The sequence below is a fragment of the Gordonia sp. NPDC003376 genome, from assembly GCF_053589235.1.
Genome location: NZ_JBSFRM010000029.1, coordinates 51637 through 63065, shown reverse-complemented (window position 1 = coordinate 63065; position 11429 = coordinate 51637). Strand labels below are relative to the sequence as shown.

Annotated in this window: 10 protein-coding genes; 2 read left to right on the top strand and 8 right to left on the bottom strand. The window is 69.1% G+C overall.

Going from position 1 to position 11429, the window contains the following annotated elements; all coding sequences use genetic code 11:
- Positions 1–442: 442 nt before the first annotated feature.
- From cofG to typA, 7 genes are all read right to left on the bottom strand, one after another.
- On the bottom strand, positions 443–1687 hold the full coding sequence (cofG, locus tag ACWDUA_RS21895) for a 7,8-didemethyl-8-hydroxy-5-deazariboflavin synthase CofG (RefSeq protein ID WP_449753118.1): 1245 nt from the start codon (positions 1685–1687) through the stop codon (positions 443–445).
- Positions 1684–3264: a flavin-containing monooxygenase gene (locus tag ACWDUA_RS21890; RefSeq protein WP_449753117.1), complete on the bottom strand. Its 1581-nt coding sequence runs from the start codon at positions 3262–3264 to the stop codon at positions 1684–1686. Before ACWDUA_RS21890 ends, cofG begins: the two co-directional genes overlap by 4 nt.
- Positions 3261–4406: an FO synthase gene (locus ACWDUA_RS21885; RefSeq protein ID WP_449753116.1), complete on the bottom strand. Its 1146-nt coding sequence runs from the start codon at positions 4404–4406 to the stop codon at positions 3261–3263. The genes ACWDUA_RS21890 and ACWDUA_RS21885 overlap by 4 nt, the downstream gene beginning before the upstream one ends.
- A 65-nt stretch (positions 4407–4471) precedes the next feature.
- Positions 4472–4840, bottom strand: a complete 369-nt coding sequence (locus tag ACWDUA_RS21880) for a facilitated glucose transporter (RefSeq protein ID WP_449753115.1) — start codon at positions 4838–4840, stop codon at positions 4472–4474.
- On the bottom strand, positions 4840–5757 hold the full coding sequence (gene mshB, locus ACWDUA_RS21875) for an N-acetyl-1-D-myo-inositol-2-amino-2-deoxy-alpha-D-glucopyranoside deacetylase (protein ID WP_449753114.1): 918 nt from the start codon (positions 5755–5757) through the stop codon (positions 4840–4842). Before mshB ends, ACWDUA_RS21880 begins: the two co-directional genes overlap by 1 nt.
- On the bottom strand, positions 5754–7589 hold the full coding sequence (locus ACWDUA_RS21870) for an ABC transporter family substrate-binding protein (protein WP_449753113.1): 1836 nt from the start codon (positions 7587–7589) through the stop codon (positions 5754–5756). Before ACWDUA_RS21870 ends, mshB begins: the two co-directional genes overlap by 4 nt.
- A gap of 120 nt (positions 7590–7709) precedes the next feature.
- The gene (typA, locus tag ACWDUA_RS21865; RefSeq protein ID WP_449753112.1) at positions 7710–9620 is read right to left on the bottom strand and encodes a translational GTPase TypA; all 1911 of its coding nucleotides are present in this window, start codon (positions 9618–9620) and stop codon (positions 7710–7712) included.
- Between the two features lie 161 nt (positions 9621–9781).
- On the opposite strand from typA, the gene ACWDUA_RS21860 reads away from it, so the two are divergent.
- Positions 9782–9958, top strand: a complete 177-nt coding sequence (locus ACWDUA_RS21860; protein ID WP_449753111.1) for a hypothetical protein — start codon at positions 9782–9784, stop codon at positions 9956–9958.
- 17 nt (positions 9959–9975) lie between these two features.
- Here ACWDUA_RS21860 and ACWDUA_RS21855 read toward each other — a convergent pair whose 3' ends face one another.
- On the bottom strand, positions 9976–10572 hold the full coding sequence (locus ACWDUA_RS21855; protein ID WP_449753110.1) for a TetR/AcrR family transcriptional regulator: 597 nt from the start codon (positions 10570–10572) through the stop codon (positions 9976–9978).
- A gap of 73 nt (positions 10573–10645) precedes the next feature.
- Between ACWDUA_RS21855 and ACWDUA_RS21850 the strand changes: the two genes are divergently transcribed.
- Positions 10646–11293, top strand: coding sequence for a lysophospholipid acyltransferase family protein (locus ACWDUA_RS21850; protein ID WP_449753109.1), 648 nt, complete (start codon positions 10646–10648; stop codon positions 11291–11293).
- Positions 11294–11429: the final 136 nt, after the last annotated feature.

The window sequence follows — 11429 nt, the reverse complement described above, 5'->3', positions numbered from 1 at the left end:
CAAATGATGCGGACTTTACCGGCAATGTGTGGCAGGATCGCATCTGCGAGATGCCCTTTCTTTGTGTGTGGGTCGAACCTTCGACAAGTCTGATTCTCACACTCGGACAGGGCATTTCGTGTTTCCCGCGCCGTATCGGGCCCAGGTTTTTCCACCTGGATCGGTGGATTCAGGTTGAGCCGACGAGGAGCGCAGCGACAAGTCGAGTCGAAACCTCCGCCGCCCGACCACACAACCCAACCCGCGAAGATCTCGACACGGGTCCTCACCCTTACAACTCGGTCCCGACCCAATCAGCGGGTCGTACACCCGGCCCAATCAGCAACCGCCCCACGATGGTTGAGCCGACGAGGAGCGCAGCGACAAGTCGAGTCGAAACCTCCGCCGCCCGAACGCCCGACCCGACCACCACATGTGGCTCGCCCGAACCACCCACAGTGGATCAGCAGGTCGCCAGGGGGTGGGCGGTGGGTTTGACGTCGGCCGCCAGGCCGGTCGACGGATCCCACAGTGCGGCAACATGGTCGGTCAGCGCGGGGTGGATCCACCCCTGCGGGTCCAGCAGGTAGCGGGGCTGGGCGGTCAACCGCTCGGTGAGGGTGAAGCCGCACCCGGCGGTGATCTCGGCCAGCACATCCAGGTTGGGCCAGGGACGTTCCGGGTTGACGTGGTCGGGTGTCAGCGGACTGACCCCGCCCCAGTCGTCGATCCCGGAGGCCACGAGCGCCTCGCATTCGGCCGCCGACACCAGGTTCGGGGGTGCCTGCACGCGCATGTGCGCACCGAGCACCACCCGCGCCGTGGCCACGGCGGCCAGGAACTCGGTCATCTCGGCGTCCGGGGTTCCCCTCATGGCGGTGTCGGGCTTGGCCCGGAAGTTCTGGATGATGACCTCTTGGATGTGGCCGCCGCCACGCTGGATGTCGGCCAGTGCCAGCAACGATTCGGCGCGCTCGGTGAGGGTCTCGCCGATCCCCACCAGGATTCCGGTGGTGAACGGAATACGTTCTGCGCCGGCGTCCCGCAGCACCTGCAGCCGCACGAGCGGGTCCTTGTCGGGGCTGCCGAAGTGCGGCTGGCCCTTGTCGGTGAACAGTCGCCGCGCGGTGGTCTCGAGCATCATGCCCATCGACGGCGCCACCGGCTTGAGTTCCCGCATCTCCTGCGCGCTCATCACCCCGGGGTTGAGATGCGGCAGCAGACCGGTCTCGGTGAGCACGGCGACGGCAGCCGCGCGCACGTACTCCAGCGTCGTGCCGAAACCGCGTTCGGCCAACCATTCCCGGGCCTGCGGCCACCGGTCCTCCGGTCGGTCACCGAGGGTGAACAGGGCCTCCTTGCAGCCGAGGGCAGCACCCTGCCGGGCCAGCGAGACCACCTCGTCGAGTTCGAGATACATCCCCTGTCCGGCCCGACTGAGCTTGCCCGGGATGGTGACGAAGGTGCAGTAGTGGCAGCGGTCGCGGCACAGGCGGGTCAACGGGATGAACACCTTGCGCGAGTAGGTCACCTGCCCACCCCGACCGATCGCCTCGAGGCCCTCGTCCCGCAGCCGCGCGGCAAGGGCTTGCAGGGCGACGAGATCGTCACCGGCACTGGTCAACAGGGCGGTGACGGTCTCGGTGTCGAGCGGCGCGCCGCCCCGGGCGGCCTCGAGTGCGGTTGCCGCGGACAGAGCGTGGGTCATGATCCCTCCTTCACCGATTCGGTGGTCATGGCGTCAGGGACAACGGAGTGTGGGGCTACGGGGTCGTGAACAACGGAGACGGGAGACGCCGATTCGATCTCGAACGGTTCCGGCTCGAACGTCCCGTTCCGGGCCCGGAACGACTCCGCGGTGCCCGGCCACAACAGAGTGAGCCGACCGCTGGCGGGGTCGAGATACCAACTGTTGCAGCCGGTCATCCAGACGGTCCGTGCACTGCGTTCGTCGATCTCGCGGGTGTAGCGCGCCTCCGCCTCCGCCGACACCTCGAGCGATCGCACCGCGTCGGCCGCCATGTGGTCGAGGGCCCCGATCACGTAGTCGAGCTGGGTCTCGATCATGTAGATCGCCGAATTGTGGCCCAGTGCCGCGTTCGGGCCGTCGAGGACGAACATGTTGGGGAACCCCGCCACCACCGTCGACGCATATGACGTCATGCCGAGCGACCAGTGGTCGCTGAGCAGTTCCCCGTCGCGGCCGCTCACATGCCGGGACACCGGCGGCCGTGCCGCCTCGAAACCCGTTGCCATCACGATCATATCGAGGTCGTAGGTGGCACCGCCGGTGGCGCAGGCCTTGGACTCGACCACCGTCGACAGGGCGCTGGGTTCGAACACGACGTTGTCGCGCAGCAACGCCGGGTAGAAGTCGTCGCTGAGCAGGATTCGTTTGCACCCGATCTCGTAGTCCGGGGTCAGGCGGGCCCGCAGAGCCGGATCGGGCACCTGCCGTTCCAGATGGCCGCGGGCGCGCTCTCGGATCTCGTCGATGTCGGGGTGCAGGCCCAAGCGTTGCCGAAACGCCCGATCGGCGTTGCGCAGCAACTCATCCCGGCGTCGGGAGGCGGTTGCCGGGTCGAGCAGGGTCGCGCGTTCGTCGGCGTCGAGCGCGCGGTCGTCACGCGGCACCACATACGGCGGGGTACGACTGAAGACCACCACTTCCTCGGCGACTGCGGCGAGCTCGGGAACCAGCTGCACCGCCGACGCGCCGGTGCCGACCACACCGATCCGGGAGCCGGCGATCGGGAGATCATCGCGCCAGCCCGCGGTGTGCACCACAGGACCGGGGAAGGTGTCGAGACCGTCGATGGTGTCGGGGATCTTCGGTTCGGACAGTCGTCCGACCGCCAGCACCAGCACCTTCGCGTCGATCCGACGCTCTCCGTCGGCCGCAGAGGTCGTCAGGTGCCAACACGCCGACGCCGAATCCCAGACGGCGCCATCGAGTTCGGCACCGAATCGGATGTGCGGGAGCAGACCCTCCTCGACGGCGGCGAGCTCCAGGTAATCGCGGATCTCGGCGCCACTCGGGTAGATCGACGACCAGTCGGCCGGCGGGCGGAACGAGAAGGAGTAGAGATGGGCCGGAATGTCGCAGGCGATGCCCGGGTAGGTGTTGTCGCGCCACGTCCCACCGACCGCGTCGGCGCGTTCGAGGACCACGAACGACTCGGTGCCGCGCCGGGCGAGATGGGTGGCCATGCCGATCCCGGCGAAACCGGCACCGACGATCGCCACGTCGACGACGGTGTGCACTCCGGTGGTGCCGGTGTTCACCGGCCGACCCGGGTGCGGTCGAGGTCGAGACACCGATCCGGATCGGGACGACCATAGGCGGTGGTGCGCTGGCGAGGGGCCCGGTCGAGACGCTCGGCCAATGCGACGAGGGTGTCGACGTCGAGCACCCGGCCCGCCTCGGCGCCCGCGGTGGGCATCAGCTCACCGTCGAGCAGCAGTCCCCCGATGTCGTCGGCGCCGCCGCGCAGCAACAGTTCGACGATCGCCGGTTCGAGTTTGGTCCAGGCGACCTGGAGATGGTCGAACGCTCCCAGGGTGATCAGGCGGGCAACGGCATGCACCGCTCGGGTCTCACGGGTGCTCACGGTGTGGACCGCCTGCGCGGCCAGATGCGGTGGCGCGTTCTGCGGGAGCATCGGCATCACGATCAACTCGCTGAAACCGCCTGTGCGGGCCTGGATCTCGATCAGGGTGCGCAGGTGGGCGATCTGCTGCGCCGGGGTCTCGAGGTGTCCGTACAGCAGCGTCGCGGTGGTGAAGAGTCCGGCGGCATGGACGGTCTCGATGGTCTCGACCCAGTCCGAGACGGGCAGCGCGACACCGTCGGGGGCGAGCGCGGCACGAAGGTCGTCGTCGAGGACTTGAGCCGCGGTCCCGGGTGCCGACCCCAGCCCGGCATCCTTGGCGCGGGCGACGAACTCGGCGACAGAGATCCCGAGGCGTGCGGCGGCGTCCCGCATCTCGGGTGCCCGATAGGCGTGCAGATGCATCGGTGCCGCGGTGGTGATCCGTGCTATCAGGTCGATGTAGGTCTCGGCCGGCGCATCCGCGGGTACCGGACCCTGCATGCAGATCTCGGTGGCGCCCAGGTCGGCGGCCTCCACGACGAGTTCCTCGACGGTGGGCCCGGGGCGGGACAATCCCGCGAGAGCGGAGGTGTCGAGGTTTCGGTTGACCACGAAGGTCAGGGCATCGGGGTCGGTGACCCGACGGCGCGCGTCGTCGGCGAGGGAGCACAGCTGCTCGAGCTGCTCACCGCCGGCGTGCAGCAGGGCGATCCATTCGGGGTCGGTCAGCGCTGCGGGGTCGGCGGCCGCCCCGTCCAACGCTGCCGTGATCTCATCGGTGCCGACCGGATCGGCGGAGACGACAGAGTCCTCCGCCCATGCGCGCATCACCATTCCCACACTCTAGCCGCGCCGCGAACACGACGTGATCGGGCAGTCGACGGTGTTCGGCCGGATGCTCAGTCCGGTTGCGGTAGGCGGCCGCTCCACACCAGTGCCATCGGGATGCCCAGCCCGAGCAGCACCAGGAACAGGGTTGCGATCGCGGTGGTTCCGCCGATCGACACCGCAGCGTTGGCGCCCGGCCCCGGGAAGGAGGCGATCACCAGCACCGCGGTCCAGGCCACGAGCGGACCGAAGCGCAGCGGCGAGTCCGTGCAGCGGGCCGCCAGCCACAGCAGCAGGGCATTGACCAGACCGGCGGCGAGTGCGACGAACGGGACCGGCTGATCCCAGAATCGCAGGTAGGAGAAGCCGACCGCGAGCAGACCGACCACCGCACCATCGAGAACGAGGAAGGCCAGCAGGACCCGGTCGACCGGATACATCATCCCGCTGCCCCGCCAGGTGCCCCGGTCACCACCGCCTGTGTCACGGGCGCGAACAGGTCGGTGCCACGGGCCGCACCGACCGCGAACTCCGGGATGCGCTGGATGAAGTGCTCATGGTCGAAGATCGGCTGCAGGATGTTGTTCGACAGCGCGTACTCGGTGCCCGACGCCGCCACCGTCACCTGGGTGGCGTGCGCCGCCAGGCCCGCGGCCTTGCGGGAACGGACGTCCGCGACGTCGATCTCGGTGGTCACCTCGGTGTCGGGGTAGCTCGGCAGTTCACCGTCGGCCGGCATCCGCCAGCCGTCGGGGACGCGGTCGGCGCCCGCGGTCAGTCCGGCGACCAGTGCGCTGTGCTCGGTGACCGACTCGTAGACGACGTAGTCGCGGCCGGAGCGTTCGCGTGCGATCGGCACCGCGGCCATCGACGCCTCGTGCACCGTCTTGTGGTCGGGGTGCCCATAGGTGCCCGCATTGTCGTAGGTGACGATGACCTGCGGATCGAAGGCGACGATCTCGTCGACGAGCGCGGCCACCACCGCGTCGAACGGCCCCCGGGCCAGCGCCCGCGGATGGTTCGCCGACGGCGTACCGGCCATGCCGGAGTCGCGCCAGCGGCCCGCCCCTCCGAGGAACCGCGGCCGCAGTGGCGCGACACCGTCCGGGGTGAGCGCGGCGAGTGCCCGGGCGAGTTCGGCGATGCGGTAGCCACCGAGCTGGTCGGCCCCACCGTCGGCGATCAGCTGGGACCATTCGTCCCCGATCACCTCGCCCTCCTCACCGAGGGTGAACGTCACCACCCGGACGTCGACCCCCGCGGCGAGGTAGCGGGCGATGGTGCCGCCGGTCATGATCGTCTCGTCGTCGGGGTGCGCATGCAGCAGCAACAGCCGACGACCGTCGTCGCCGCTCATCGCAGTTCCCACGTCGCGGCGGTCCCGTAGATCGACACCTGGATGGGCCCCGACAGCGGGACGCCGGTCACCGAACGGGTCACACCGACCACCATCGAATCCTGGTAGAGCGGCAGGTAGATGGCCTGTCCGGCCAACAACGGTTCTGCTTCATCGAGTAACTCCTCCGGATCCGGGGCCGAGAGCGCCTGCCGCGCCAACTCGATCAGCTGCGGGTCGCACACCCCGGAGATGTTGCTGGCGTAGATGCTGTCGGCGCCCGCCTCGTCCTGCCCGGGCGCCACGCTCGTCGGCGTCGGCGGTGTCGCCAGCGACGGCGCGGTACCCGGCTTGGGCTGATCGCAGTCGACCTGGGAGGCCAGCGACGCCGCGGGCGGCACCCCGAGCCCGGTCCAGCCGACCACGAGATCGACCCGCGCCTCGGTGAGTGCGACGCCGTACAGGTCACTGTTCGGCACGCTCACCACCCCGGCCCGCACACCGGCATTGCGCAGTTGGTCGACGATGTTGGAGGCGGCCGCAGTCGACCGCGGGTCACCGCTGATCGCACCGACCCGCACCACCAGGTCCTGCCCGTCCTTGCGGTAGGGCTGCACCCCCTCGGGCACGGGCTGCACCGACGGCGAGGTCGAGGTGGTCGTGGCGGTACTGCTCGACGGCGACGAGCTCGACGGCGCCGCACCCGTGGTCGAGGGTGCCGACGGGATCGTCGACGGTGTGCCCGGCGCGACACGCTGGTATCCGGCGTTCGCGAGCAGCCCGGTGATCTCGGCGGCGTTCGGCCGTACCCGGTTGACCGGGGTGTAGCCCGCGTCGGTGGGCGCGAACACGGTGTTGGCGTACTGCTGGACCACCCAGTCCCCGGCGCCGGCCTGCGTTGCCAGGTTGGTGTCGATCATGCCCAGCACCGCACGCCGCACGTCGATCTGCTTCATGACGTCGGTGCGCGCGTTGACGCTGACGGTCAGGGCACGCGAGGTGGGTCCACGCTGGGTGGCGATCCCCGGCACCGCGGCGAGTTCGGCGGCGGTCGCCGGGCCGGCACCGACCGAGGTGATCGCCGATCCGCCGGAGCGGACCGAATCGATCATCTGTGACGCCGTGCCCGCCCGCCGGAGCACCACCTGGTCGAGTCTCGACGGCGTCATCCAGTAACGATCGTTGCGGATCAACCGCACCTCGTCGCGCGTGGTGTCGATGGAGAACACCGAGAACGGTCCCGCCGACACCGGTTTGCCCGAGTCCATCCCGGTCTGGAATCCCGCGGGTGCCCCCCGCAACACGTGACTCGGCAGCAGGTCGGAGAACAGCTCCGGCCAGCGCGGATAGGGCTGGGCGAACCTCACCTGCACCACCTTGCCGCCGGAGCTGGAGGTCACCGAGTCGATGAGTCGATACCCCGCCGGCGCGACGGTGTTGGGCTGTCGCGACATCTGCTGCCACAGGTAGGCGAAGTCGTCACCGGTGACCGGTAACCCGTCCGACCACTGCGCATTGGTGTGGATCTTGTAGGTGACCGTGAACGGTTCGGTCGAGGTGACCTCGGCGGAGGTGAGCAGCGCATCCTGGCGCTGCCACACCACCTCACCACTGGGCAGCTGCACGGGTGCGAAGGCACTCGGCAGCGTCATCGCGGCGATGGCCGTCGTCACCGGGCTCTGATCGGCGCCGATGTGCGGATTGAAGCCCGACCCGATCGAGTCGGTGGCAACGTAGATCGTCTTCTCGTTCGGGTACTCCGCCGGGGTCGGCGGTTCCACCGTCTCCCGGACGGGTGGCGGTGGGTTCGCGGTGCACGCCGACAACGCGAGCACCGCGGCCACCACACTCACCGCCGGCCACAGCCGGTGTCGGCGAACACCTCCACGACCCCGACGGTCACGAGCACGTCCGGGACGCCGTGTCGCCTCGTCGTTCACGTACGGTCTCACCCCCTGCGGTCACTCACCCGATCAGCTGACGGACGCATCGCGCGTCTTGGCGCGTGAACGCTCCCGGGCGCGTGTCGTCGAATCCAGGTGCACCTTACGCACCCGGACCACCTCGGGGGTCGCCTCGACACACTCGTCGGCGGCGCAGAACTCCATCGCACCCTCCAGCTCGAGGTGCATCGGCTTGGCGAGGGTCTCCATCACGTCGGCCGAGGACTGCCGCATGTTGGTGAGCTTCTTCTCGCGGGTGACGTTGATGTCGAGGTCCTCGGCACGTGGGTTGATGCCCACGACGTGGCCCTCGTAGGTGTCGTCGCCGGGATTGACGAAGAAGGTTCCGCGGTCGGCGAGCTGGATCATCGCGAACGGGGTGACCGTGCCGGCGCGGTCGCTGACCAACGATCCGGTGTGGCGGGCGCGGATCTCGCCGGCCCACGACGCGTAGCCGTCGAACACCGCGTTGGCGATGCCGGTGCCGCGGGTCTCGGTGAGGAAGTCGGTGCGGAAGCCGATCAGGCCACGCGAGGGCACGGTGAACTCCATGCGCACCCAGCCCGACCCGTGGTTGTTCATCTGGTCCATGCGTCCCTTGCGGGCGGCCAGCAGCTGGGTGACCGCACCGAGGTACTCCTCGGGGACGTCGACGGTGAGGTGCTCGAACGGCTCGTGGACCTTGCCGTCGACCCGGCGGGTGACCACCTGCGGCTTACCGACGGTGAGCTCGAAACCCTCGCGGCGCATCTGCTCGACGAGGATGGCCAGCGCCAGCTCACCACGACCCTGCACCTCCCAGGCGTCGGGACGGTTGATGTCGACCACGCGCAGCGACACGTTGCCGATGAGTTCGGTGTCGAGGCGGTCCTTGACCATGCGGGCGGTCAGCTTGTGCCCCTTGACCCGGCCGGCCAGCGGCGAGGTGTTGGTGCCGATGATCACCGAGATGGCGGGCTCGTCGACGGTGATGCGCGGCAGGGCCACCGGGTTCTCGGCGTCGGCGAGGGTGTCGCCGATCATGATCTCGGGGATACCGGCGATGGCGACGATGTCACCGGCGACAGCCGACTCGGCCGGGGCGCGGTCGACGCCGACTGTGGCCAGTAGCTCGGTGATCTTGGCGCGCTCGACGACGGGCTCACCGTCGACCTCACGGCACCACGACACCGTCTGACCCTTGCGCAGGGTGCCGTTGTGGATGCGCACCAGGCCGAGGCGGCCGAGGAACGGCGAGGCGTCGAGGTTGGTCACGTGGGCCTGCAGCGGAGCCTCCGGATCGCCCTTCGGCGCCGGGACGTGCTCGAGCAGGATGTCGAAGAAGGAGTCGAGGTTCTCACCCTCGGGCACCTGACCGTTCTCGGGCCGGGTGGTGCTGGCGATGCCGGCGCGACCGGAGGCGTAGAGCACCGGGAGGTCGAGGACCTGCTCGGCGGCTGCGGCGGCGTCCTCGTCGAGATCGGAGGCCAGGTCGAGCAGCAGGTCGTGGGTCTCCTCGACGACCTCGGCGATGCGGGCGTCGGGGCGGTCGGTCTTGTTGACCACCAGGATCACCGGCAGCGACGCCGACAGCGCCTTACGCAGGACGAAGCGGGTCTGGGGCAGCGGGCCTTCGGAGGAGTCGACCAGCAGCACGACGCCGTCGACCATCGACAGGCCGCGCTCGACCTCGCCGCCGAAGTCGGCGTGGCCGGGGGTGTCGATGACGTTGATGACGACCTCGGTGCCGTCGGGCTGACGACGATGCACTGCGGTGTTCTTGGCGAGAATGGTGATGCCCTTCTCGCGCTCGAGGTCACCGGAGTCCATGACGCGGTCGACGAGCTCGGCCCGCTCGCCGAAGACACCGGACTGGCGGAGCATCGCGTCGACCAACGTGGTCTTGCCGTGATCGACATGCGCGACGATCGCGACGTTGCGGAAGTTGGGAGCAGAGCTCACTGCGGTTTCTTCTTTCGTGTGCGGAGTGGCGGCTCGACACACTGGGGGCCCATGCTCCCCACCGCCGGTGGCCACCGGTGGACTGACAACGCATAACAGGGTATCGGTTCGGTGAGAGAGACGCCGATCACATTGCCCCGAGCGGGTGCTACGGTCTGTTCATGGGCAAGGTGAAACCGGAAAAAGTACGCGACCTGAAGCCCAAGAAGAAGTGCTGCCGCTCCTCGACGCGATGCGTGCGCTGCCCCGTGGTGATCCATCGGATGCAGAAACTCGACACCAAGCATCTGAGCAAGAAAGAGCTCGGCAAGGCACTCAAGAAGGCCCGCGCCGCCTGATCCCCGTCAGGCCCTGATCACCGTTCGGGCAGGGCCGTGTCGACGATGCTGTCCAGCAGGTCGTCGACGTCGATCACGATCAGTTCCGCGACTGGATCGAGGGCACGATTCGCGACCAGCACCGCCACTCCGTGGATCGCCGACCACAGTCGAACGGTGTTCTGCCACAACGGTTTCGCGTCCTGTTGCGCATCGTTCTCCGCAGCCGCCACAGCATGCAGTGCCTGCAGCAGCGGCAGCGACAGCCCTCGGAGGTCTCCCCCGGCGCCGTCGAGTATGTCGTGCCGGAACATCAGCTCGAACATGGCGCGGCGCGACCGGGCGAGGCCGACGTAGGCACGAGCGGCCGCACGCAACCGGTCACGCGGATCGCCGTCGGCCTCGAGCGCCGGCCGGACCGCCGTACCGAGGTCGATCAGCCCTTCCCGCGCGATGGCCGCGAGCAGCGATCGATGCGTGGGAAAGTAGCGCCGGGGTGCACCGTGCGACACGCCGGCCCGCCGGGCGATGGCCCGCAGTCCCACCGCATCGATTCCCTCGTCGTCGAGCAGGGCGACACCCGCGGCGACGATGCGCGTGGGCGTGTCGTCCGCGGCACCCGATGTCGAACTCATGCAGACAGTGTCTACCATCGTGCCCGTAGACATTGTCTACGGAGGTTGTCGGTGGACAGGGAGGCAGCGATCGATGTGGTGGTACCGGTTCTTCAAACACGTGGTGATTGGCCCGGCCCTGTGGCTGGCCTGCCGTCCTCGCGTGGTGGGCGCCGAGCACATCCCGACGCTCGGGCCGGCGGTACTGGCCGCCAACCACAGCGCCTTCGTCGACTCGCTGCTGCTGTGTCTCGTCTCGCGGCGGCCGGTGCACTTCCTGGCCAAGCAGGAGTACTTCGACGGCGCCGGGGCCGCCGGACGCGCCCGCCGATGGTTCTTCTCGGCCGTCGGGCAGATCCCGGTCGACCGTGACGGGGGCGACCGCGCCGGTGCGGCCCTCGACGCCGCCGCCGCATTGCTGGCCGACGGCCATCTGTGGGCAGTTCATCCGGAGGGCACCCGGTGTGCCGACGGTGCGGTGCATCGCGGCCACACCGGGGCGATCCGGGTCGCGGCGGCGACCGGGGCGCCGGTCATCCCGATCGCGCTGCGCGGGACCGATCGGGTCAACCCGCCCGGGTCGGCATGGTGGCGTCCGCATCGGGTGTCGGTGGTGATCGGCCGTCCGCTCGAATTCGCCGGGACCGACGTCCGAGCCGACACCGACCGCCTGATGGGCGAGATCTCGATCCTCGCCGGACAGCCCTACGTCGACGCGTACGCGACGCGGTCACGACGGTGACCGGTTCACAGTGGTTGCGACCCGACGTCGGCCGGCGGAGGTTTCGACACGACTTGTCGCTACGCTCCGCGTCGGCTCAACCAGCAACTGCCCGTTGACGGTTGAGCCGAGACCGAGCCGCGCGGCGAGGACCCGA

Coding starts and splice junctions, on each gene's coding strand:
- cofG (WP_449753118.1), bottom strand. CDS start 1,687: ATGACCCACGCTCTGTCCGCGGCAACCGCACTCGAGGCCGCCCGGGGC.
- ACWDUA_RS21885 (WP_449753116.1), bottom strand. CDS start 4,406: ATGGTGATGCGCGCATGGGCGGAGGACTCTGTCGTCTCCGCCGATCCG.
- ACWDUA_RS21880 (WP_449753115.1), bottom strand. CDS start 4,840: ATGTATCCGGTCGACCGGGTCCTGCTGGCCTTCCTCGTTCTCGATGGT.
- mshB (WP_449753114.1), bottom strand. CDS start 5,757: ATGAGCGGCGACGACGGTCGTCGGCTGTTGCTGCTGCATGCGCACCCC.
- ACWDUA_RS21860 (WP_449753111.1), top strand. CDS start 9,782: ATGGGCAAGGTGAAACCGGAAAAAGTACGCGACCTGAAGCCCAAGAAG.
- ACWDUA_RS21855 (WP_449753110.1), bottom strand. CDS start 10,572: ATGAGTTCGACATCGGGTGCCGCGGACGACACGCCCACGCGCATCGTC.
- ACWDUA_RS21850 (WP_449753109.1), top strand. CDS start 10,646: ATGTGGTGGTACCGGTTCTTCAAACACGTGGTGATTGGCCCGGCCCTG.